Source organism: Arcticibacter sp. (genome assembly GCF_045629565.1).
Classification (GTDB): Bacteria; Bacteroidota; Bacteroidia; order Sphingobacteriales; family Sphingobacteriaceae; genus Arcticibacter.
In genome coordinates this window covers 1-23,523 of sequence record NZ_JAZQRL010000114.1, presented here as the reverse complement: position 1 = coordinate 23,523, position 23,523 = coordinate 1, and the positions used below count along the sequence as shown (strand labels likewise).

17 protein-coding genes are annotated in these 23,523 nt (G+C 44.5%); 4 read left to right on the top strand and 13 right to left on the bottom strand.

Going from position 1 to position 23,523, the window contains the following annotated elements; all coding sequences use genetic code 11:
• Positions 1 to 116: 116 nt before the first annotated feature.
• Both ACKI5J_RS15900 and ACKI5J_RS15895 read right to left on the bottom strand, forming a co-directional pair.
• Positions 117 to 311 carry a DUF6358 family protein gene (locus ACKI5J_RS15900; protein WP_407430474.1) on the bottom strand — a complete coding sequence of 65 codons (195 nt, stop codon included), beginning with the start codon at positions 309 to 311 and terminating at the stop codon, positions 117 to 119.
• Entirely contained in the window at positions 312 to 626 is a 315-nt protein-coding gene (locus ACKI5J_RS15895) for a rhodanese-like domain-containing protein (protein WP_407430473.1), read from the bottom strand.
• 176 nt (positions 627 to 802) lie between these two features.
• Between ACKI5J_RS15895 and ACKI5J_RS15890 the strand changes: the two genes are divergently transcribed.
• From ACKI5J_RS15890 to ACKI5J_RS15880, 3 genes are read left to right on the top strand one after another with little or no spacing between them, the layout of a single operon-like run.
• Positions 803 to 1,909, top strand: a complete 1,107-nt coding sequence (locus tag ACKI5J_RS15890; protein ID WP_407430472.1) for a DUF4407 domain-containing protein — start codon at positions 803 to 805, stop codon at positions 1,907 to 1,909.
• A complete protein-coding gene (locus ACKI5J_RS15885) occupies positions 1,906 to 2,115 on the top strand; it encodes a hypothetical protein (protein WP_407430471.1) in 210 nt (69 codons plus the stop codon). The genes ACKI5J_RS15890 and ACKI5J_RS15885 overlap by 4 nt, the downstream gene beginning before the upstream one ends.
• Positions 2,112 to 3,218: a M20/M25/M40 family metallo-hydrolase gene (locus ACKI5J_RS15880; RefSeq protein ID WP_407430470.1), complete on the top strand. Its 1,107-nt coding sequence runs from the start codon at positions 2,112 to 2,114 to the stop codon at positions 3,216 to 3,218. Before ACKI5J_RS15885 ends, ACKI5J_RS15880 begins: the two co-directional genes overlap by 4 nt.
• On the opposite strand, the gene ACKI5J_RS15875 is transcribed toward ACKI5J_RS15880, so the two are convergent.
• From ACKI5J_RS15875 to ACKI5J_RS15840, 8 genes are all read right to left on the bottom strand, one after another.
• On the bottom strand, positions 3,211 to 3,705 hold the full coding sequence (locus ACKI5J_RS15875; protein WP_407430469.1) for a GNAT family N-acetyltransferase: 495 nt from the start codon (positions 3,703 to 3,705) through the stop codon (positions 3,211 to 3,213). The two genes, ACKI5J_RS15880 and ACKI5J_RS15875, sit on opposite strands and share 8 nt — an antisense overlap.
• Positions 3,702 to 4,265, bottom strand: a complete 564-nt coding sequence (locus tag ACKI5J_RS15870) for a thiamine pyrophosphokinase (RefSeq protein WP_407430468.1) — start codon at positions 4,263 to 4,265, stop codon at positions 3,702 to 3,704. The genes ACKI5J_RS15875 and ACKI5J_RS15870 overlap by 4 nt, the downstream gene beginning before the upstream one ends.
• Before the next feature lie 63 nt (positions 4,266 to 4,328).
• Positions 4,329 to 5,969, bottom strand: a complete 1,641-nt coding sequence (locus tag ACKI5J_RS15865) for a UxaA family hydrolase (RefSeq protein ID WP_407430467.1) — start codon at positions 5,967 to 5,969, stop codon at positions 4,329 to 4,331.
• Between the two features lie 25 nt (positions 5,970 to 5,994).
• Positions 5,995 to 7,464 (bottom strand): tagaturonate reductase, encoded by a 1,470-nt coding sequence (locus ACKI5J_RS15860; RefSeq protein WP_407430466.1) that lies wholly within the window; start codon positions 7,462 to 7,464, stop codon positions 5,995 to 5,997.
• Between the two features lie 27 nt (positions 7,465 to 7,491).
• A complete protein-coding gene (locus ACKI5J_RS15855; RefSeq protein WP_407430465.1) occupies positions 7,492 to 10,263 on the bottom strand; it encodes a glycoside hydrolase family 2 TIM barrel-domain containing protein in 2,772 nt (923 codons plus the stop codon).
• A 66-nt stretch (positions 10,264 to 10,329) separates the two neighbouring features.
• On the bottom strand, positions 10,330 to 11,844 hold the full coding sequence (locus tag ACKI5J_RS15850) for a RagB/SusD family nutrient uptake outer membrane protein (protein WP_407430464.1): 1,515 nt from the start codon (positions 11,842 to 11,844) through the stop codon (positions 10,330 to 10,332).
• A gap of 17 nt (positions 11,845 to 11,861) precedes the next feature.
• Positions 11,862 to 14,927 carry a SusC/RagA family TonB-linked outer membrane protein gene (locus ACKI5J_RS15845; protein WP_407430463.1) on the bottom strand — a complete coding sequence of 1,022 codons (3,066 nt, stop codon included), beginning with the start codon at positions 14,925 to 14,927 and terminating at the stop codon, positions 11,862 to 11,864.
• Between the two features lie 32 nt (positions 14,928 to 14,959).
• Positions 14,960 to 17,794, bottom strand: coding sequence for a glycoside hydrolase family 2 protein (locus ACKI5J_RS15840; protein WP_407430462.1), 2,835 nt, complete (start codon positions 17,792 to 17,794; stop codon positions 14,960 to 14,962).
• 221 nt (positions 17,795 to 18,015) lie between these two features.
• Between ACKI5J_RS15840 and ACKI5J_RS15835 the strand changes: the two genes are divergently transcribed.
• Positions 18,016 to 19,038 carry a LacI family DNA-binding transcriptional regulator gene (locus tag ACKI5J_RS15835; protein ID WP_407430461.1) on the top strand — a complete coding sequence of 341 codons (1,023 nt, stop codon included), beginning with the start codon at positions 18,016 to 18,018 and terminating at the stop codon, positions 19,036 to 19,038.
• 55 nt (positions 19,039 to 19,093) lie between these two features.
• Here the strand turns inward: ACKI5J_RS15835 and ACKI5J_RS15830 are convergent, their stop codons facing one another.
• The 3 genes from ACKI5J_RS15830 to ACKI5J_RS15820 form a co-directional block, all read right to left on the bottom strand.
• Positions 19,094 to 20,218, bottom strand: coding sequence for a multiheme c-type cytochrome (locus tag ACKI5J_RS15830; RefSeq protein ID WP_407430460.1), 1,125 nt, complete (start codon positions 20,216 to 20,218; stop codon positions 19,094 to 19,096).
• Positions 20,219 to 20,293: 75 nt separating this feature from the next.
• On the bottom strand, positions 20,294 to 22,096 hold the full coding sequence (locus ACKI5J_RS15825) for a cellulase family glycosylhydrolase (RefSeq protein WP_407430459.1): 1,803 nt from the start codon (positions 22,094 to 22,096) through the stop codon (positions 20,294 to 20,296).
• A 56-nt stretch (positions 22,097 to 22,152) separates the two neighbouring features.
• On the bottom strand, positions 22,153 to 23,523 hold a 1,371-nt coding region (locus ACKI5J_RS15820; RefSeq protein ID WP_407430458.1), incomplete at its 5' end, for a glycoside hydrolase family 30 protein.

Below are 23,523 nucleotides of genomic sequence, written 5' to 3'. Positions count from 1 at the left end.
GGCAGATCTGGATGGCCCATGGCTCACCAAAAACAATCCATTCAAAACACCTGAGCTGAGGGAAGGACGCTATGTACTAAAAAACCTCCCAGGCCTGGGGCTGGAAGGTTCTGATGTTAAAGTGATTTATCCTTAATGGAGCCCCGAAGGTCCCGGATTAACTTGATCTTGAGGTAGAAAAAGAAGATTGTAGTTGCTATAAATAAGGCTACAACCGGATAGTTCTGGTTCTGCCAGGCCCATTTTAGTCCGACTACCGACACAAATATGCCGATGTAGAAGAACACGTTCATTGCAATTTGTTTCTTCATCTAGTATACCGGCATATTTGGATCAAAAGCCTCCTGCCAGGCCAGAATACCGCCTTTTAAGTTGTACAGGTTGGTAAGACCCAGTTGTTCCAGCTGCATGATCGCAGCAGCGCTTCTTTTTCCGCTTCTGCACATGACGACTACTGGCTTGTCCGTTGCAATCTTATCGGCCTCAATCAGCACGCCGCCTAAGGGAATATTCTCTCCTTCAAGATTCGACGTTTCATATTCAAAAGTTTCCCTGACGTCAACTAACTGGAAATCTTCTTTATTTTCGATCTTTTGTTTAAGCTCTTCTACGGTGACTTCTTTCATTGGTGTATTGTTTTAAGTTGTTATGAGGCAGTAATTGATTTAGCAAAGATAATCATTTTATGCAATACAGACTTTTCCACTGTACCATAGAAACAGCAATTTAATTGCATTGGATTTTTGTAACAACTCTACTTGCCAGGCGTTTAATGCATAGCCTTTATTAACTTTGACTGATCATGAAAGCTATCAATCAATTCTTTTGGTTTTGTGCTGGTGTACATCAGGACACCCTTAAGAAGCATCCTACGGACGACAACAAATATTTTGGAATTGGAGCAACCATATTCTTTACCGGTCTTTTTGCTGCCCTATCCGGCGGATATGCCATGTACTTCGTTTTTAAAGGTGATTCCTTTGCCGGCTTCTTTGCCGTCTTTTTCGGTTTGCTCTGGGGGCTGGCAATATTTAACATGGACCGGTACATTGTGGCCAGCATCAATAAAAATGCTTCTGCATGGAAGCAAGTGCTACAGGCGACACCACGAATCCTGCTGGCCATCATGATCGGCCTTGTGATCTCCAGGCCACTGGAGTTGAAAATCTTTGACAAGGAGATTAAGGAACGGCTGAAAGTAAGTTATCTGAATAACCAGCGCTCCAGGATTGACACGCTGAATAAAGCGTTTGACAATAAATACCAGATTGAACTTGGGCAGCTGAATGAAGCCCGGGCCCAGCGGGACTCCCTGACCAGCGGCATCAAGTCGGACCGCCAGAAGCTGAACTTCGAGATCTTTGGCAACAAGACAACGGAGACCTCGGGCGTGATGGGTTATGGACCCTACGCGAAAAGAAAAGAAGCCGAACTGGCGACCAGGCAACAGAATTTAGATACCTTAAGTGCAAATATACGTAAGCTGGAAGGGTTTGTGGAAAACAGGAAGCAGTTTGACGGCTTGTATACAGAACGGCTGTATACCGGTAAACAGCTGGACAGCCTGACCAGCATTGCCGGGTTTGCAGACCGCAACTGGGCACTCGGGCAGCTAAGCTTCAACACGAATGGCACCCGGAATGAAACCACCGCCACTGCCGTCACCTTTATCGGGTTGCTGTTCATCTTCTTTGAATGTTTGCCCGTGTTTGTGAAGATGATGAGTAGCAGGGGGCCTTATGACCGCTCTGTAGAAAACATGGAGACCGCGCAGATCTATAATTCAGAAAAAGACCGGGACTATGAAGTCGAAGTGGTAGATGGGGTACATTCGACACGTGTAGAGACGGAAATTGAAAGAAAAAAGCGACTTTTAAGGCAGCAAACAACAACGAACAGCATACAATGACAAAAAAAATTCTATTCGCACTACTCATTGCCCTTACCGGCGGACGCCTGGCAGCACAGGAAATCGACAAGATTATCACGACTGCCTATGTAGACGGTCTGATCAAAACCCTCAGTAGCGATGCAATGCAGGGCCGCGGCACTTTTACCCCGGGAATTGACAAAGCCGCCACTTTCATCGAATCAGAGTTTAAAGTATCGGATTGAAACCCCTCCCGGGCGCAACCGGCTTTCGCCAGACCTTCTTCAAATACCAGATCACCCCAGCGTCCGTGGCGGTATCGCTTAATGGCAAAGCGGTTGACGCCGCAAACATCGTCGTTACAGGTAATACATCCGAAAACCTGGCGTTCGACCATACCAACGGTGGCGAGTTCATCCGGTTTAATCCCGAACAGCCTTTCAGGGATCAATACCGTAAGGTAATGGCAGCGAAGAAGCGCCAGGTTGTTCTCCTGGATCCTAAATTTACGGAGACGTTCAATCACCTGAAAGAAGCAATGGGGAATGGAAGCATTGCTGATGAAAAGGAACTTCAGGACGCAAGTTCTGCAACGGTGTTCCTGCTGACTCCGGATACAGCAGCCACGACGTTCTCTGTAGCCCTGAAAAATAAAATCGCAAAATTGCCGCTGTTTAACGTTGCAGGGGTAATTCCCGGCAAGTCAAAAGCGAAAGAACTGGTCGTCTTTTCCGGCCATTACGACCACCTGGGTATCGTTAAGGCTCAGGGACAGGACAGCATTGCCAACGGTGCCGATGATGATGCCTCGGGCACTACGGCAATGATTGCTTTGGCAAAATACTATAAGAAGCTGAACAACAATGAGCGCACCCTGATCTTTGTTGCATTTACCGCAGAAGAGATTGGTGGTTTCGGAGCACGTTATTTTTCAGAGCAGCTTAACCCCGATGAGGTTGTGGCCATGTTCAACATCGAAATGATTGGGAAGGAAAGTAAGTTCGGCAAGAACGCCGCCTTCATTACGGGCTTTGAAAAGTCTGATTTCGGTAAGATCCTGCAAAAGAATCTGGAAGGAACAGGTTTTGCTTTTCATCCGGATCCTTATCCCGAGCAAAACCTCTTTTACAGGAGTGACAACGCCACATTGGCAGCATTGGGTGTTCCGGCGCACACTATCAGTACCGATCAGATTGATTCAGACAAATTGTACCACACCGTGAAAGATGAATACAGTTCTCTGGATACCCAGAATATTTTGTCAACCATCAAAGCAATTGCGAAAAGTGCCATCAGCATTGTGAAAGGTCAGGATACACCTGCACGGATACCGAAGCTGGTCAGATAGGCATCTCCATGATATAATCGTTCATAAAGAAACCGTTGCCGATCTCAATGTCAACGGTTTTTTTGGTTGTAAAGCCTGCTTTTTCATAGAAGGCTTTTGCTTTGTTGTTGCGGTTTACGTTCAGCGACAAGGACTTTCCTCCGGCTGCGCGAATCTGGTCTACCACTTCGTTGATCAGCAGTTTGCCAACACCGGTACCGTGTGCTTCAGGCAAAACATACAGCTTATGTAGTTTATAGCCACGGTTTTCATGGTCTACAATGCTATATCCGGCGAAGCCGACGTCCTTCATCCCCGAACGGGCGATGAGGAACACATGCCCTTCCCTAAGCTGCTCCAGCAGGACACCGCGATTGTACATGGTCTTCAACATGTAGTCGACTTGCTCCTGCCCGATAAGGGGAACATAGGTGGGCTGCCAGGTAATCTTCGCGAGGTCCTGGATAGCAGTCAGGTCTGCTTCCATCGCTCTTCTCAGTTCAATCATAGTCGTTCGGTTATAAACAGGTGGGGTGCGCTAAAGATAAATTCGACAAAGCCGTCCTGTACAACCTCAAACAGATCTTCATCGTTCGGCACCAGGTTGGTTGTTTCAAAGTACGTCGTAAGGGGAATTTCGAATAAGGTCCCCTTGGGCTTCCAGACTTTGAAGCCGGATTTCACCGCATAACTTTTACTGAGGGCGGTGAACACAACAATGTTTATGTCGTTGATGTATGCCTGTAAAGCATCCAGATTGGTGTCTGTGTCAATGATGTTAACGGCCGGATATTTCTCCAATAGTAAATAATCAAGCACATCCGGAATGCCACGCTTCAGGCCTTCAATGATGCGGGTGTTCTCCTGGTAAGCCAGATGCAGATCCGGGTTCAAGACCACGTCTACCTTCAATCCTAGGCTCAGCACTTTGTCGTATTCACTCGAGTTTACAATTAAGGTGGGGCTCCATTCCAGTAACTGACCCAGGTATTCTTCATTGAAATCACCAAGATGGTGGATATATAACGCAGGTTCCTGCTTCTCTTTAACAATGTGATGTGAGGACATACACAAAAGTAGTGAACTTAAATTAATTTGAAGTCGGATTCGGGTAGAGGGTAAGATGGCTCACTACAATGAAACTCCTTTTTTCCATGGAATAAAGTCGTCCTGATTGAGCCTGACTGACTGAACAATGACTTCTCCCGATGCAGCCCGGATGCAATACTCCAGGATTTCTTCGCCCATTTCCTGGATGTTCTTATCGCCCGAGATAATCGGCCCACAATCCAAATCAATAATATCCGGCATCCGCTTGGCCAGGGTACTATTTGTCGCTATCTTAATTACCGGACAAACCGGATTTCCTGTTGGTGTACCTAAACCCGTCGTAAAGAGGATTAAAGTTGCGCCGCTTGCCGCTTTTCCTGTAGTAGCCTCCACATCGTTTCCGGGTGTGCAAACCAGATTTAACCCGGACCTAACCGCCGGTTCCGTGTACGCTAAAACATCTTCTATTGGAGATGTGCCTCCTTTTTTAGCAGCGCCGTTACTTTTAATTGCGTCTGTAATGAGTCCATCCCGGATGTTTCCAGGAGAAGGATTCATATGAAAGCCTGAACCAGCCTGTTCTACCATCTCACTATAAATCGTCATTAGATGGATAAACTTTTTAGCGGCACTCTCCTCTCTGGTACGATCAACGATATCTTGTTCAGTACCGCATAACTCGGGGAATTCTGCCATTAGAACAGTGCCCCCTAAGGCCACCAATAAATCAGAACAGTATCCAACTGCCGGATTAGCTGAAATTCCACTAAAACCATCGCTACCTCCACATTTCACACCGATGCTCAATTTACTTAGCGGAGCCGGCTTCCGGACGATTTTATTGACTTCAATTAAACCGAGAAATGTCTGTCGTATAGCATCCGTGATCAGTTGTTCTTCACTTTGTGAACGCTGTTGTTCAAAAACATACAAGGGCTTATCAAAGGCGGGATTTCGCTTTTTCAAATCATCTAAGAAATCCTGAACTTGCAAGTTTTCACACCCTAGACTCAACAAGGTAATTCCAGCTACATTCGGGTGATCGGCATAAGCAGCAAGCAACTTACTTAGCACTGCTGCATCCTGACGAGTGCCTCCACATCCGCCCTGATGATTTAAAAACTTTATGCCATCCACATTTTCAAATAACCGCTCCGTAGGAATAGATTCACCGACGCGTAAGTCTGCGCATGCAACATCTTCTCCCCGCTCATATAGCTTACGAAGCATATGGGTCTTCGATTTGTATTTATCGGTAACTGCATATCCCAGTTCATTGTGTAATGCTTCACGGATAACATCCAGATTTCTATTTTCACAAAATACGGTAGGAATAAATAACCAATAATTGGCTGTACCAACTTTTCCGTCGCTCCGGTGATACCCATTGAACGTCCGCTCCTGAAAACGGGAAACGTCGGGAGCAGTCCAATCAAATTGGAACGGTCGATAAGCATATTTCGCGGCTGCATGCTTAACATTAGCCGTATTTAAACGCATGCCTTCTTTTACAGTGCACTGCGTTTTTCCCACAAGTGTTCCATACATGACCACAGACTCGCCTGCTTTCAAATCTTGAGTAAAGAACTTATGTTTGGCCGGAATAGGTTCCGTAGCCGTGTAGCAGACACCATCATATACCAGGCTTTCACCCTCTTTCAAGTCCTGTAATGCAACCAGCACATTATCATTCTGATGGATTCTTAAAACACGATTGTTCATGATTATTTCAGTTTATCTCCTCTTCTTAATTATTATTATTACTGTTCAGCGCTTTAATCACTTCCAGGGCATTGCCGTTCCGCAACAAGGTTAGATAATGTTCCACGAGCGCTCCAAACCTCTTAAGTAAACGGAGGTCCGTTCTCCAAAAGCCGACATTTCCTAAGACTGCATCTACGATCAACTTGGAACTATCTTCTTTCCATAAATCAGCAAAGGCTCCGGCATGTTCATCCAGGTTTCCCGGATCTTTCATTGAAAGTATATAGGCTGAAAATCCCAATGCCATGTATTTTGGTGCACGATGTGTCTTGTGTACATAGCCTTCAATCAGAGGCACATTACGCATCTGCATTTTAGATGTATAATTAAGGCTGATGCTCATCCATTTATGATGAAGGAAAGGGTTACCAAAACGATCCATAACTGCTGAAGCGAATTGCATGGCTTCCGCTTCGCTGATATGCTCATTGGCAATTGTGAAAACGATCTCCTCCTTTAATAGTGAAAAGATATATTTCGAAAAATGGGCGTTCTGCATCGCATCCCTGACCGTATCGAAACCACACAACATGGCCAAACCGCAGCCAAATGAATGACTACCATTCAGTAATCGAAGTTTTAGTTCTTTAAATTTCCAAATGTCCGGGACGATGATTACGCCATCATCCACTTTTGCGAAGCTAAGGGAGTTTACGACCTCCTTACTGCTGGATTCTATTGCCCAGAGCCGAAATGGCTCAGCAAGAATCGCCAACTCATCCGTGTAGCCTAACCGTTGTTCAATTTCTGCCCGTTCCGTCACGGCAATTCTTCCCGGAACGATCCTGTCCACCAATGTATTGCAGAAATGATTTGCTTCCTTTAACCACTCCACAAATTCTTCAGGAAGGCTCTTGATGTACGCAAGTTTGATGACCATTTCTTTTAATTTAGCCCCATTGTCACTTAGTAGTTCTGTAGGCAAAATGATCAAACCTTTGGTCCGATCGCCACGAAAGTGCAGGAAACGTGTATACAATAATGCGGTTAACTTTGCCGGAAAGCTTGCTGGTGGAAATGCATTTAAGTCGTCCTTTTCATCGAGCACAATGCCTATCTCTGTCGTGTTGGATATGATTATTTCCAAGTGTGGCTGAGTGGCAACACCCAGGATAGCCTCCCATTGGTTTGCAGCAGAAAGCACCCGGCTGATGGCGGAAATTAAAACTGACTCCTCGGCTTCCTTTCCATTCTGAATACCTTTTACATGCAACGTATAAAGGCAATCTTGGGCGGCAAATTCATCTGTTCCGCCCTGGTCAGTAGATTTAACCACTACGATTCGTCCGTTAAATTCAGACTGACGGTTGGCTTTATCTATAAAATAGTCGGGCAGACCGCGAAGTAGTGCGCCTGTACCGAATTGAAGGACCTTCTCTGGCAATTTATCCCAGTTTTCCAAAAAGCCCGCAATTCTATTTTTGTTAATCAAATCTTTATTTAATCGCGCCATAGCGTTTTTGAACTTTGCTGCTTTCTACTACCTGAAATCAAAATACAACATGCCTTTCATCGTATCCAGACCTCCGTTTGCAAAGGTCAGGTTGTTTTGACTTTGCGGTCCCAGATCTTCGATCTTCTGACTTTTTGTTCCAATAGCGGTAATGCCATGCATAAAGGAGATGCCTCCTGAAGCTGGATAAACTGCCATAGAATTGGTCTTCGCTACATATTTTGGCTCCGCAGGATTTAACATGTGAAGGAACAGGTTTTCCGTTGCAGACAGCACCTTAAAGTCTCCTTCGCCTGTTTGTATTCTTGCTCCGTAAAAATTACTGTAATAGCCTTTAAACTCAGGATATTGCCAAACTTCACCAGTAATTGCGTTATTGTACGTCTTCGACCAGGAGTTGAATGTCACGCCTTTCATCCTGTTCTTATAAACGCGATAAGGTCCGTTGCCGATCAACTGCATCCCCTTTAAGTTCTTTTCGGGATATGTAAAATTAATACCCAACATATTTTCCTGATTGGCAGGACGGTACTCGTATTTTAATTCAAGCCAACCCGAGGGCATCATGGTCCACTTTACTTTAAATCGCGTATTTCCTTCATAGATCGCTTCTGCCACATGTGTCGAGAGGGTATCATAGTGTCTGAACGATTTAAGTTTTTCATCTCCGCTGATCAGTATGGGTCCGTTGTTAAAGGAGATCTCCTTCCCCGAACTTTTTACGCGCTGCAGCAAACCAGTTTCCTTATTCAACATGATTTCAACATTACTGGCACTCACGGTTAGTAAATTACTGTCTTCATGAACAGAGACTTCGCCCATGCCTCTATCAACAAATCTATCGGACATCTGCTTTGGAGTGGCAATTGGCCAGGACCAGGTGTAAATTTCGCGCCCATACAAATCGTGTGCGGTTATATACAATACATCATACTGCTTCCATGCGGCTGGCAAGGCGACATTTAAAGTGCCTGCTGTATTTGGCCTAACGTCAGGGGAAATTATTTTCCCCTTCATTACGACTGTATCTGCGGAAGTAAAACCTGTTATTTTCTTAAGCGTGTAGCTAAACCTGCACGAGTTCAGGTTGGTGAAATTGTAACGGTTCTCCAAGCTAAGCCTGCCGTTAAATTCATCTGTAATAATCCTTTTTGGAAAAAATATCGGCGCCCATATCTCTTTGATGGTAAAGAAGCTGCCCTCTTTTTCCCTGTAGGGTCCTAAAATCCCATCGGCAGCCGAATTACCCTTGGTGTCCAACACCCCTTGTTTGTCTGTACGTACAACTGCCTGATCGCAAAAATCCCACAAAAAACCGCCTGCAGAAAGCGGGTTGGCCTGCATCAGATTCCAGAAGTCATCGAGTCCCGCACCATGTCCGCCATCATAAAGACCATGTAAAAACTCCGTAGGGAAAAACACATCATTACCCTGAAAAAAAGTGTCAATGCCATAGTTCCAGGGAATATAGTGTTTGGTGTTCATGCCATTGATATTCAACCAGGGTTGAATTACCGGACGCTGCTGAATATCGTACCGGGGATAATCTGGAAGTAAATCGAAGTTGAATCCACCTTCATTGCCGTTGGCCCACATTACTACACTAGGGTGATTAACGTCGCGCGTGATTAACTCTTTTACCAGCTTACGGCCAATTTCGGTATCGTAAGGTGGATACTGCCAGCCCGTTAGCTCATTAATGACAAATAGGCCGAGGGAATCACATACTTCCAGGAAATGCTTATCAGGAGGGTAGTGCGACATGCGTACGGCATTCATATTCATGTCCTTAATTAGATTGGCATCACCAATACTTATCTGACGGCTTGTTGTGCGCCCAGAGGTGGGCCAGAAGGCTCCGCGGTTGACACCTTTAAACTTAATTTTTTCACCATTTACATAAAAGCCATCGTGTTTTCGAAGCTCCACCGTCCGGAATCCAATTGTTTCGGTAACAGAATGCAGCGTCTTTCCCCCAATTTTAAGACTTATTTCAATTTGATACAAGTTCGGAAACTCCGGCGACCAGCGAGCGGGATCAGTAACTTGCCCCTCTAAATGCGCCACGGGATCACCCGGTCGGAGTTTCCCGGTAATTGCCTTCCCAAACGGCTTACCATCCCGCGTCTTTACCTGGGCCACTACCGTAGCCGGAGTACCTGTATGCACTACGAATGCATCTATTTTTATCGAGCCATTTGCCTTGGCATCAATTGCAAGGCGCTCGAAGTGATTTTTAGGCGTCGCCTCGAGGAACACGGGTCTGAAAATACCACCAAAAACCCAGAAGTCAGCCGTACGTTCGGCTTCATTTACAGTCTGATTAGCGGAAACCTTGCTGACTTTAACCTCAAGCAGATTAGATTTACCGGCCTTTATTAGCGCGGTTATATTGTACCGGAAACGATAAAATGCTCCCTGATGAACAGGCCCCGCCAATTGACCATTGATCTTAACCTCTGTATCGGTCATTGATCCATCAAATACAATGAAAACTTCTTTGTTTTTCCATCCGTCTGGTACCTTAAAAGTATGACGATAGTGTCCGGCTTCCTCCGTGTCTTCTTTCTCAAAGCCGTAGGTGTAATTTCCAAAGCCCTCAAATTCCCAGTTGGAAGGGACAGGAATGGTCGTCCATGCGCCACTTTTCCGACCTTTATCAATTTTGAAGTCCCAGTTCACGCGGTGATCTTTATCTCTACCAGATAGATATTGTAGTTCTGTTTTTTGAGCAGAGACTACTTGTCCTGTAAAGAGAAAGAATAAAAGCGAGCCGAAGCATTTTAATAAGTTTTTCATTCGTATTATATTTTCAAAAGCTATGACGGTATCATAACCTAATATTATTGCTTTTCTTAGAGAAAACTACCAGGCCGGATTCTGCTGAATATTAGGATTGGTGTTAATTTCATTCTGCGGGATCGGAAAATAAGCATGCTTCTGCAGATTAAAGAATTCTTTTCCTTCCTTATCACTGTTTGAAATTTCTTCGCTTAGAAGATTCCATCTCTTTAAATCGTAAAAACGCTGGCCTTCTCTGACAAACTCAATCATTCTTTGATGCCTTATTTCAGTCAACATACCTTCCCTTTTTAAGCCTGCAGTTAAAGGTAGCAGCTTTGCCCGATCGCGAATACGATTGATCATCGGGTAGGCTTCCTCAATTCTACCCATCACGGTGAGTGTCTCACCATACAACAGCAAGATATCGGCGAATCTTAATGCCTTCTCGTTTATTTCAGAGACTTTAGGCTCTTCGTTATTCATTTGCCAGTTCTGATATTTTTTTATGCGCGACTTCTTCGCAAATAATACAGAAAATGCGCTATACGGCTTGTTGTAAAAGGTTGCATTCGGATAATCCCATACTATGGAAGCGTACATTCTGGGATCGTAGTCATTTGCTACCGTTTTCTCCTTCTGGAATTCATCGAACATCTTGTTTGTAGGATATGCCTGAAACCATCCCCCTACCTCCGTAGGCGCAAACGCTTGTGCCGTTGCGGTACCTTGTGTTTCATTTGCATTTTCAGTTCCTGATAAATCAAGTCCGCCTACATTCTGATTTTGGATTTCAAATAGAGATTCCACATTGTTATCCTTTTCCTTTAGAAAATTATCCTCAAAGTTGGAAAGAAGATTATAGGTATAAGGGGCCTGAGCTTGCCCACCTGGTTGAACCAGCAATTTGAACTCTGCTTCCGCTTCAGTCCATTTTTTCTGGTACACGTAAGCTTTTGCAAGATAGCCAACGGCAGCCCCTTTTGTCGCCCTCCCTATAAATTGTGATGGATAGGAAATTGGCAATGAAGCCTTTGCCTCATTCAAATCATTAATAATCTGTTGCCACACGTCTTCTTCAGCGGATTGCTTTACAAAATAATCTTGTCGTTCAGCTGGTAAAGTAGTGATTAATGGAACAGCGCCAAAGTTAATGACTAAAGTAAAGTAGTTTAGTGCCCGTAGAAACCTAGCCTCAGCAATATAAGTTGTTTTTAAATCATCACTGATGTCTGCATTCGGAACATTTGCAATCACCTGGTTTGCCCGGTATATTCCGGTATAACACCCGGCATACATATCGCTGGGAATACTTGTGGTGGGCGTATTGGTAAAGGTTGTGAGTTGATACATGTCTTTAGAATCATTTCTGATATACATATCGTCTCCACGTCCATTAGCCAGCTGAACACCTTTGTAGCCCCAATATCCCCGGAAAGGTGTCTTAAATACTTTGTACGTGGCAGCCAATCCGGAAAGCACATCTTTTTCGTTCTTCCAGAAATTTACCTGGGTAACATTATTTGGGTTCACCTGGGTAAGCTCCTTTTTACAAGAGATAACAGTGAACAAAACAAGGATATATATGATCTTTTTCATCTGATGTTTCAATTAAATTATAGAGATAGTTGTAAGCCAAACAATGCAGTTCTCGCCAATGGGTAGGCAACATGACCAAAGTCTACGCCCCGATCCAAAACCGATCCTGTTCTTCCCAGGTCTGGATTATAGCCTTTATATCCAGTAATTGTAAGCAGATTATCAAAACTGACGTAAACTCTGCAGCTACCAATTTTAGCGGCGTCGAGTACTCGTTTTGGTATCGTATACCCAAATTGCAAGGTTTTAAAACGCAGGTAGGACCCATTTTCTAAAAAGCGATCAGAGGTTTGAGAATTGAGGTTCGGATCATTGATCACTGCTCTTGGGAAATCCGTATGATTTGAGGGTGTCCAGGCACCTAGGGTTGATTTTGCATAGTTGATGTTGATGTTCATTCCTTCAATGTCCTGTCTCAAACCATTGTAAATTTTATTGCCGTAACTTCCCTGGAAGTAAACACTAACATCAAAATTCCGATATGAAGCATTACCTCCAAATCCGTAGGAGAACTTAGGTGTCGGACTTCCAACATTCTGCCTGTCGTTTTGATCGATCTTTCCATCATTGTTAAAATCATCAAACCTCATATCTCCTGGCTTCGCTGATGGTTGAATCAATTGCCCGTTTTTTGCATATCCATTTATTTCTTCTTCGGAATTGAATATTCCATCCGATTTAATGAGGTAGAAAGCACCAACAGGCAAACCTGCCTGGGTAACTGTAGCCGAAGCGCCCGCATGGGTAGGACTTCCGCCAAATATTTGTTGTGTTCCGGTGCCTAAAAAATCAACCCTGTTGTTTACTGCCGTCATGGATGCACTAAATTGGTAAGTTAGCGGATGGTCCAAATTGCTGTAAGCCAGGGCAGCCTCTATACCTTTATTGGTAATCTGACCGGCATTTAGATAAGGCGGGTTCGTGCTGGCCCCTGTTGAAAGTGGAATGGGAACTTGTAAAAGAATGTCTGTATTTTTTCTGTTGAAGTAATCTACCGTTAAACTTGCTTTATTCTTGAAAAATGACCAGTCCGTTCCAATGTCAAACGTTTTCGAACTTTCCCACTTGATGTCTGCTGTTTCAAATGCCGTCTGAATGGAGCCGGACCACAATTGCTGATTCTGTCCGATGACATAATTTGCATTTGACGTAATGGAAGAAATGTACCTGTAATCTGAAATCTCCTGATTACCTAAAATACCATAACTTCCCCTTAATTTTAGCGAACTGACAATTCCTTGCAACGGTTTAAAAAAATCTTCGTTGGAGATATTCCATGCTGCTGCAAATGATGGAAAATTTCCATATCGGTTTGAACTACCAAACCTGGAGGAACCATCTCTTCTTATTGTCCCAGTCAAAACATATCTGTCATCGAAGGAATACACCAGCCTTCCCAAATAGGATATCAGCGCATTCTCTGTTGCATTACTGCCTGCAGCGGTATTAAGAATTCCGGCATCGATAACTTTAATGTCTTCCGGCATTCCACTTTTTGAACCCGAAAGCACCCGATATTTTGAGTTTTGATAGGTAAATCCGCCTAAAGCCTGGATTCTGCTTTTTCCAAAGGCTTTTTCATAGTTAAGCGTATGTTCCTGTAAAAAGTAATCGCTCTGATTCCTGCTTTCACTTAAATCTGCATCTACGTTGGTAAACAAGGTACCGACAACATAAGGATAGGTATAGTTGTAGTTATAGCCAAAGGTATTGGTATATCCCAGGTTGAACTTATATTTTAGCCCCTCAAAGAGAGATACCTCTGCAAAAAGATTAAGGAGCACATTTGTAGAGCGGTTTTCCGGAATTTCCAGGTTTAGCTGCGCCATGGGGTTGGCAACATTTGTTACAGGTCCGTAAGCGCCGCCGAAACCACCGATGGCACTGGAATCATAAACATTAAATACAGGAATCATCTTTACAGCTGATCCCACGGGGTTACCGCCCTGTCCGCCCCATCCGCCGGCCATGGTTCTAAAATATTCCTTTGATAAGATGATACTTTCTCCAAGTTTCAGCCTTCCTTTGGTGAAGTCAGATTTCATTCTGAAGTTCCATCGGTTGTAATCGGTTTTCTTGACAACACCTTGTTGATCCAAGTAGCCTCCCGACATACTGAAGGTATAGTTGTCGCCCCCACCACTTGCAGCTAAATTGTAGCTCTGCATAGGCGCAGATTCATAAAGTTCCTTCTGCCAGTCGGTTCCGGTACCCAGAGAAGAAGGGTTTTTCGCGATGTCCAGCGGTGTTAACCCAGCCGCCGCATACGCTGCATTGCTCACGGTAGCCCACTCGGTAGCATTCAGAACATCAACTTTCTTTGCTATCTTCTGAACGCCATAATAAGAATCAAAATCTATCTTCGTTACACCCTTCTTTCCTGTCTTTGTTGTTACAAGAACCACTCCGTTTGATGCTCTGGAACCATAAATAGCTGCAGCAGACGCATCTTTCAAAATGTCCATTGAAGCCACATCTGATGGATTCAGGTTATTGATATTATCCACCTGAATTCCGTCTACGATATACAGTGGATTATTGTTATTTAAAGATCCCGTTCCACGTATTAATATCCTTACACCAGATCCTGGATTTCCACCAGCCGACTCCACCTGTACTCCGGCAACCCGCCCTTGCAAGGATTTCTGAATCGAGTTTGATCCCTGGGTCCGGATATCATCAGCTTTAATCGTTGAGATTGATCCAGTCACATCCTGTTTCCGCTGCGTCCCATAACCCACCACCACAATCTCATCCAGCGCTTCAGAACTTGGCTGTAAAGTCACGTTGATCATTGGCCGCTTGTTTATGGGAATTTCGAGCGTTTCATAACCAATATAGGAAACAGCCAACGTTCCGGTTCCATCCGGGGTCTGTAAGGAAAAGCTTCCCTCATTGTTTGTTGCCGTTCTTACAGACGTGCCTTTCAACAAGACTGTTACGCCTGGCAATACGCCACCGTCCGTTTCTGTAACTTTCCCCTGAATGGTCAACGATTGAGCGTAAGATCCGGTGATGGAAAAAAAGACGAGACAAACAAGCAGTAAGTACCCGACCTTATTGATTTTACAATAATGCATCATTTAAAATGGTTTAATATTTGGTTTTGAATTTGTTATCTGGCCGGCGATTGTCGATCTTTTATTCCTGCTCCGAAGTTGAAAAACAGCGTCGCGCCCAACAACCGCTGGTGATCTTTGCGGTTCCGCAGCTGTGTTTTTTGCCCCTGCGTACCCAACTGATCTGGTCGTTGAAATTTTGTACCGATTGGATGGATCACATCCATAAAGGAGATATCTCCTTCAGGAAAATCAGGATCATTATTTTTATGTCCGGTAGGTTTAGGGGTAAACAACCTTAAGAAGATATGGTCCGTTGCCGAAACAACCGTAATGGGATATTCTTCATTGTCTATAACTGCCCAAAACACCCGGTCATGGTAACCTTTGAACTCAGGGTAATTCCAGTCCTGTCCGGTTACAGTATTGTTATATTGTTTTTGATGTACGCCAAAATGCGGACCCTGCATTCTGTTTTTCCATACCCGGAATGGACCTTCTCCCAACCATTTAACCCCTTTAACCTTGTTTTCCGGATAGGAGAAAGATATACCCATGAAGTCGTACTCGCCATACAAACTGTAGCTGTAGTCTAACTTTAGCCAACCATTGCCCATCATTTTGTATTCCATCTGGCTGATGGGCCCGTCATAATCCACAGTTACAACATGGTCGTTTCCCTCCTGCTTGTGGCGTATAGACTTAAACTTGCTTTTTTCAACCGGCAGCTTCGGGCCGTTCCCGAAAGAAATGGGTGTTATTCTATTTTTTACACCCGCTATCAAACCGCTGTCTTTGCTAAACTTTACTTCTACTCCATTAGCCAACAAGTAAATGTATTTTTCATCTTCACGACCGACGGCCTTTTGAACGCTGTTGGTGTCAACCGCAGACTTTGCAAATTGAGCCGCAGTTTTGATCGGCCAGGTCCAGGTTAAAATATGACGCCCGTGAGGATCTGTGGCAGTAAGATACAAGGCATCGCTATGTTCCCAGCCTTTTGGCAATTTAATATTCATATAAGAAGACAGCCCTGGCTCTATAGAAGGAACGAGCACATTGCCTTTATCAACAACCGTAGCGTCGGTCGTCTTGTCTCCAGGCTTTGCAAAGTTGAGTAAACTCCATTCAAATTTACATGCTGTTAAATTCGTAAACTCAAAACGGTTCTCTACCTTAAGCTTTCCATTGAATTCAGGGGTAATGTATTGTTGTTCTATATAAACCGGCGACCAGATTTCTTTAATTGTATAGTAACTCCCTTCTTTTTCCCGGTAAGGCCCCAAAATTCCATCCGGCGCATTGGTGCCCTTAACATCAATCTTTCCTCCCTGATCGGTTCTCACCACACCTTCATCAGAAAAAACCCAGAGAAAACCTCCGGCAGACAGCGGACTTTTTTGCATTACATTCCAGAAGTCCTGTAAGCCGGCGCCGTGCCCTCCATCATAAAGACCATGCATAAATTCCGTGGGAAAGTATACCTTATCTTTATTTGAAAGCACATCACTTACATAGTCAAGGTCGGGATAATGAAAAGTATTCGTTTCCCCGAGTGTATTCCAGGGATGGATTACGGTGCGGTCTTGAGGATCATAAAGGGGGTAATCGGGTAGTAAGTCGTAATTATTACCACCTTCATTGCCATTGGCCCATATAATAATCGAAGGATGGTTTACATCTCTAACGATAAGTTCTTTCACCAATTTGCGGCCCACCTGAGTATCATAGGCATCTTGCCAACCGGTAAGTTCGTCGATAACAAACAAACCAAGTGAATCGCATACATCCAAAAAGTGTTGATCTGGCGGATAATGTGACATACGAACGGCATTCATGTTCATATCTTTAATGAGATTCACATCCAGAACACTTAACTCTTTACTGAGTGTTCTTCCGGAACTTGGCCAAAAACTATGGCGGTTAACGCCTTTAAATCTAACTTTTTGCCCGTTGACATAAAACCCATCCCGGGCGCGCAATTCCACCGTGCGGAACCCAAACCTTTTCCTGATTACATGTGTGTTTCCTTTTGCATTTTTCAATCTTACTTCTACCTGATACAAATTCGGAAACTCAGGCGACCATTGTTTTGGATTTCCAATCTGTTGCTTCAAGGTTACCTTACCGGCACTTTTACCTATAGAAACACTAACTGCATCACCTACAGGCTGATTGTCCAGTGTTAATATCTGCGCTTCAGCGGTGCTGGAACTTTGTACATTTTTTGCATATACGTCTACTGCAAATGAACCATCCGCCCTGGCATCAATGGCTATTCTGTCGATAAATGACCTGGGCTTAGCTTCCAAATACACGGGACGAAAAATCCCTCCAAAAACCCAAAAGTCTGCGTCACGCTCCGCTTTGTTTACCGACTCATTGGAAGACACATTTTTCACGTCTACTTCCAGTAAGTTTTCCTGTCCGGTTTTAAGCAAAGCGGTAACGTCGTATTTAAAACGGTAGAAACCACCCTGATGAACCGGCCCGGCTTCTTTCCCATTCACTTTCACCTTTGTATCCGTCATTGCACCTTCAAATACAATTTCAATCACTTTGTTCTTCCATTCAGCCGGAACATTAAACTTATGCTTATATGATCCAACTGCATCGGATTCTGGAAGCAGTTTGCGCCAGTCGTGTCCATAATTATAAACGCCAAAGCCTTCGAGCTCCCAGTTGGAAGGAACAGGAATGGTCGTCCACATTCCACTTTTTCGCCCTTTATCAATTTTGAAGTCCCAGTTCACGCGGTGATCTTTATCTATACCTGATAAATATTTTATCTCCGTTTCTTTAAGTGCATTTTGAGCGGATATACCATTAACAAAGAGCATCAAAGGCAGGATAAATAAATATTTAAAGGTATCTGGGAAGCTATTTCTCATCGGAGAGAATGATTAGTGAAATTATATTTGGTTGGTCGGCAGGTCTTCAACGACCTGCATCGAACAAGTTTAAGGCATATGATTTTACAGACCAACGATTTGCCGGAATAAAACTACGCAATCGATCCCGGCATCGATTGCGCATGTGGCAGCAGTGGGCGGTTTCGGACTTTAGATCCTTATCAATTTTCCTTATATTTGAGATTAAACCAAAATAAACTGTGTTCAAGCCTATCACGATAAAAGATATAGCTAAAGCCTTAGAATTATCCTCATCAACGGTTTCCCGCGCGCTAAGCAACAGTTACGAAATCAATGAAAAAACCAGGATACGTGTTTTGGAATATGCAGAACAACACCATTACAGCCGAAATCCTATAGCACTAAGCTTAAGACAACGCAGAAGTTATTCCATCGGAGTAGTTGTATGTGAGCCCGCCAACAATTTCTTTTCACAAGCTATAAACGGCATTGAGTCGGTAGCCTATTCCAAGGGATATCATGTCGTCATTTCTCAGAGCCATGACTCCTATGAACAGGAAGTTGTAAACGTACAGCATCTGGCCAATCGCTCGGTTGACGGACTGTTGATTTCCATGTCAGCAGAAACAAAAGATTTTACACACATTAAAAAATTACATCTCGGCGGATTACCCATCGTACTGTTCGATCGTGTAACTGACAGCTTTGAAACCCACAAAGTCACATCAGCCAACAAAGCAGGAGCAATAGCAGCAATTAAATCTCTTATTGAGAATGGTTATAGGAAAATTGCTCATTTAGCAAATGCTCCTCATCTGTCTATCACCAAAGAAAGGCTTCAGGGGTATAAAGAAGCACTCCAGGAAAGCAATATTGAGGTACAAGAATCAATGATCCGGTATTGTCACCATGGCGGGCGCTTACAGGAAGAAGTAAATGATGCCGTTAAGTATTTCCTGAACATGGAAGATGGACCAGATGCCATATTCGTGGCCAGTGATCGCTTAAGTATTGGATGTTTGAAGGCTTTAAATGAATTTGCACCTAAAGACAATCACATTGAAATCGCTGGATTTTCGAACTCTGACGTCATTGATCTGATGAAAAGAAGATTTTCCTGCATACGACAACCCGCGTTTGATATGGGCAGGGTAGCGATGAATTTACTTATTCAACTTATTGAAAGCAAAGTTCCTGTAACAGAATTTGAATCTGTTATGCTGGATACGCAATTGCTTAAACATCATTCTTCTGCTGACTAGGCGCGTGCTTCTCTCTAACGATGGGAGAACATACACCAACGTGATATAAAATAAATCAATCTGATGTCGGGTTCGGGTAGACGTCAATGTGATGCGTACGCATTATATATGGCGTAACATCTCCGCTTCCTGCTGTCTGAAAAGAGATCAGCTTCGATGCCTGTTTCGGCATATGGCAGTCGATGCAATTGTCCTTTAATATCCCTTTGGCAAGCGTAGCTTTACTATGCACAGTTTCTTTATGGCAGGACATGCAGCGCTGTGAATAAATGGCAAGATTTCCCTTAATGTTTTCATGGGTATTGTGGCAGGAGTTGCAGGTCATGCTGCTGCTTTTAATGTAACACTTACTTTGCTGCATCAGCTGGGTATGGCTGCCATGTACATCTGCTTCGCGATGTACGATAGAGCTTGCTCCGGCATCGTAATAGTCGCTCAGCTTATCACCCGGTTTGAACGCAAACGTGGACCGCTTTTGTTCTACATCATTGCCGGAGTGGCATACCGCACAGGCATCTACTTTTTGTGCCCGCGATAAGGAAGTATAGCTGACGAGATACTTTGATTTCCGGACTTCAGGGCTGTCTATATGGAACTGTACATGTTTGCCTGCAGGGCCATGGCAACGTTCACAATCTACCCCATAGATCAGCGATTTCCGGTCCAGTTCTTCTGTGACCGAAGTGCCTGAGGCGCTTACCTTTTGCGCGTCGACGAAAGAAGCATGACATTCCAGACACCTGGAACCGATCGGACGATCATAGTACACCCGATCTGTTGGAAAGCCCGGGCTATTTGCCCATTTATTGACCGCGGTAAAGAAGGATAATGGCAGTTGCTTCAGTTTTTTGCCGGCCCAGTAACCATATGTATAGCCGCGCTTTCCTGACCCTATTACGATATCAAAGCGCCTCGAGACGGTTTCCCTGGCATCGAGGTAGGCAACCTGGTACGTGTATTTCCCACGCTTTTCAACAACGACCTTCAGCCGGTTATTGAACACAAATGTATTTGTGTCCGGCTGACGACCAGGCGTAACTTCCGCCGAGGTAATGTTATGTGAGGTTTCCTGATGTGGATTCTGGAGGTACTGGTCATAAATCTGTGCATGGCACTTTCTGCAGGTTTGGGAACCCGCAATCGCATTCTCCTTTACCGGTTGCCGATGCTGAAAATTCATGCATTTAGCGCATAGGATGACAACTGCTCCAAGAAGTACAAAAACGAGAAACAGGCGGCTGTGTCCTTTCAAAATTTATCTCTTAAGCTCAAATTTAATAAAGCTTAAATGATATCCCCCAGATTCCGAGAGGATTTTAATGACCTGTTTACCCGCAGCAAGTTCAACATTGTCCACAACGAAAGTTTTGAATGTCTTTAAGCCGCCAGTCGCAGGAACAGTTACATGCTCAGCAATTGCCTTGCCGTTGACAAGGATTGACATCCTGCCCGCTGCCTGTTGTTCAGCGGCGGCATTGATCTGTAGACGATAGACACCTGGCTTTGCAACCTGGACAGTGTACTGAAGCCATTCACCATCTTCAATATGGTCTACATAGTACTTTTCATACTGCGTAGAATCTCTGGAAATATCAACGCCATCGTTCCGGTAGATCCGACCCCGGTTTCCGGCCGTGTACTTGCCCGTAGCCGTATGATAATCCGCCGTGTCCTTGTCAAAATAGGCATAGCCGTTTCTCCCAAGGTCATAGTCTACCGCGTAAAGCACAGCAGTATCGAGAATAATATTTGCCTTGTAGGGCCGGGTAATATTGTCATGCGGCTGCCTGATCATCGCGTCAATCACGTCTCGGTGTATAATGGTATTTTCGACCCTGGCATATGTTGCCAGTTCCATTAGTCCGCTATAGACATTACTTTCTTTAGGCTTATCTCCACCTTCGTTTAAGTACTTCACCAAATCATTGTAGTTCGGATTGGATTTGATCTCCATCGGATTGTTTACGCCGATCTTTTTCAGGGGCCACCAGGACCAACCGATGTTGTTCTCTTCAAACAGGCGAATGGCATCTGTAAACCAGACATTCGAGTTCTCCCCCGTCTCGCCAAGCCATACCGGAACCTTGCGTTCATCTCTTGCCTTAATCATGTTTGCAATGGAAGCCTGATCGTTATAGTTCCAGTACTTGTGAAAGCTTAGGGCCATATTTTTATCCCATACCGGAAGTATGCCGTTGTAATTGTTTCCCCAGCCATTGCCCTCGATGATCAGCAGGTGTTTTTTGTCGACCTTCCGGATCGCTTTGGTGATGTCTACCATCAGCTTTTTCAACGGGGCATTCAGTTTTTCCTGCGTCCCGTTTCTATCTTTTTCCAGGTTCTGAAACCCCCAGTTCGGCTCATTGGTAATGTCGTCAGCACCGGTCCATTCTTCATTCTTGTATCTTTCCGCGAGTTTCACCCACAAAGCAATTGTCTTCTGCTGGTTGGCTTCACTTTCCCACAACGATGGTTTAGCAGGATCCCGGTCGGATATGTTCGTGTCATTCCCCTGCCCGCCAGGTGCAGCATGCAAGTCTAATATTAAATACATCTGGTTAGCCTTACACCAGGAAAACAGACTATCTGTTAACGCAAATCCTCTATCCAGCCAGGTATTCTGACCGGCTACCGGCTCCTGATCTACCGGCAGGGTATATAAGTTATAATGCATCGGCAAACGTATGGAATTGAATCCCCAGGCTTTTAGGGAATCTACATCTGCCTTTCTCGTGTGGTTATTTAGCCAAAGGTCATAGAATTCCTGTGTCTGCTTCGGACCAATCAGCTCCTGGATCCTTTCTCTCAACCGGTACTGTTGCCCTTCCTTATTCACCTTCATCATATAACCTTCCTGCAACATCCAGCCCCCCAGTCCGATGCCCCGAAGTAAGACATTTTCCCCTTTCTCATTGACAATCTTTGTGCCTTCTGCTTTCAAAAACCCCTGACTGAATCCGCTGAAAAAGCTGATCATTGCGAACAGCAATAAGGTAACAGACTTGCTAAGAAAGGAAAAGTTTGGTTTTGCTTTTGCTGATCGTGGTACTTGAAACATCTGAGACATGATTGTATTTGCGTTTATTTAAATATTAAGGAGATATGTGCCGGGGTTTACCAGACATAAGTGCCAACAGCACCCTTCTCCAGACTGGTCACCAAAACTTTTCCCTGATAACTTATGTTGAATTGTGCGTTTTTTTCTCCTGTGTTGGCAACAATCAACACGATCTTACCTTCCGGGGTTTTAAATGCAACATTAGATAGGTCATCTGAGGATGAGGATGCAATTCGGAAAGCACCTGGACGGACGAACTTAGAGGCGTGGGCAATAGCATAGTAAGCGAGGTTCCTGGTGACTTTGTCCCGGTCAATTGTTACTGCGCCCTGACACATGGGGCAGCCGCCCCGGTCCGTGTATGGTTTGTTCTCCGGATCTGCGGCAAGGTTCCACTCCAGCACATTCTTACTCCAGTTTCGGGTAGCCCCGATGATCAATCTTTTAACGGGAGAAACAATGTTTAGTACAGCAGAATCCCTGCCGTCAATCACCATCTGTTCTGTAAAATAGATGTTTTTGTCTGGGTGAGCATTGCGCACATCAGTAAGGGCTTCGATTTTACCCCCATAAAGGTGGAACGCGGACCCATCCACGTACTTCCTTGCCTCGGGGTCATTTAAAATCGTTATCGGATAATCCGGCCGGTCCGCATTGTGGTCGTATATAATAATTTTGGTATCGATACCGGCCTTTTTAAATGAGGGTCCGAGATTGTTTTTGATGAATGTGGCCTGATCAGGTGCCACCATAAGTAAACTCGGGTTGTTACCCGGATGAAGGGGCTCATTCTGAATGGTTATGGCATCGATATGAATTCCAAGCTTTTTCATCTCCTGGATGTACCGGACCAGGTACGATGCATAAACGGGATAGAACTCCGGCTTAAGCATTCCTCCTCTGCTGTCAAAGGAGGTCTTCATCCATCCAGGGGGTGACCATGGTGAGCCCATTATCTTGATCTTCGGATTGATGGCAAGAATCTCCTTCAGAACAGGTATCACATCCGCTTTATCCTGCCCGAGGTCAAATTTTGTGAGCTCCAGATCGGTCTCCCCTTCTTTGAGGTCATTGTAAGAAAATACACGTTCGTTCAGATCTGAAGCACCAATACTTAAACGAAGGTAGCTAATGCCGATGGCGTTGCCATCCGTAGCAAACAACTCTTTTAGAAGCGCTGTGCGACTGCCGGGGCTCATTTTAACCAGGTGCATTGCACTGCCGCCGGTTAGTGCAAACCCAAAGCCGTCAATAGACTGATAAGTGACCTGATCATCTATTTCAATGGACGGATTGGCGTTCGAGGTTCTAGCAAACTTCAACCTGGCCTTCTGCTGTATAAACAAGCTGGACTTGTCGGCAGTAGTTAGCCAAAGGTCTGCCTTGGGCTGCTGCGCAAAAAGCGGGGATATGGATAAAATAAGCAG

Coding starts and splice junctions, on each gene's coding strand:
- ACKI5J_RS15900 (WP_407430474.1), bottom strand. CDS start 311: ATGAAGAAACAAATTGCAATGAACGTGTTCTTCTACATCGGCATATTT.
- ACKI5J_RS15895 (WP_407430473.1), bottom strand. CDS start 626: ATGAAAGAAGTCACCGTAGAAGAGCTTAAACAAAAGATCGAAAATAAA.
- ACKI5J_RS15890 (WP_407430472.1), top strand. CDS start 803: ATGAAAGCTATCAATCAATTCTTTTGGTTTTGTGCTGGTGTACATCAG.
- ACKI5J_RS15885 (WP_407430471.1), top strand. CDS start 1,906: ATGACAAAAAAAATTCTATTCGCACTACTCATTGCCCTTACCGGCGGA.
- ACKI5J_RS15875 (WP_407430469.1), bottom strand. CDS start 3,705: ATGATTGAACTGAGAAGAGCGATGGAAGCAGACCTGACTGCTATCCAG.
- ACKI5J_RS15870 (WP_407430468.1), bottom strand. CDS start 4,265: ATGTCCTCACATCACATTGTTAAAGAGAAGCAGGAACCTGCGTTATAT.
- ACKI5J_RS15865 (WP_407430467.1), bottom strand. CDS start 5,969: ATGAACAATCGTGTTTTAAGAATCCATCAGAATGATAATGTGCTGGTT.
- ACKI5J_RS15860 (WP_407430466.1), bottom strand. CDS start 7,464: ATGGCGCGATTAAATAAAGATTTGATTAACAAAAATAGAATTGCGGGC.
- ACKI5J_RS15855 (WP_407430465.1), bottom strand. CDS start 10,263: ATGAAAAACTTATTAAAATGCTTCGGCTCGCTTTTATTCTTTCTCTTT.
- ACKI5J_RS15850 (WP_407430464.1), bottom strand. CDS start 11,844: ATGAAAAAGATCATATATATCCTTGTTTTGTTCACTGTTATCTCTTGT.
- ACKI5J_RS15845 (WP_407430463.1), bottom strand. CDS start 14,927: ATGATGCATTATTGTAAAATCAATAAGGTCGGGTACTTACTGCTTGTT.
- ACKI5J_RS15840 (WP_407430462.1), bottom strand. CDS start 17,794: ATGAGAAATAGCTTCCCAGATACCTTTAAATATTTATTTATCCTGCCT.
- ACKI5J_RS15830 (WP_407430460.1), bottom strand. CDS start 20,218: ATGAATTTTCAGCATCGGCAACCGGTAAAGGAGAATGCGATTGCGGGT.
- ACKI5J_RS15825 (WP_407430459.1), bottom strand. CDS start 22,096: ATGTTTCAAGTACCACGATCAGCAAAAGCAAAACCAAACTTTTCCTTT.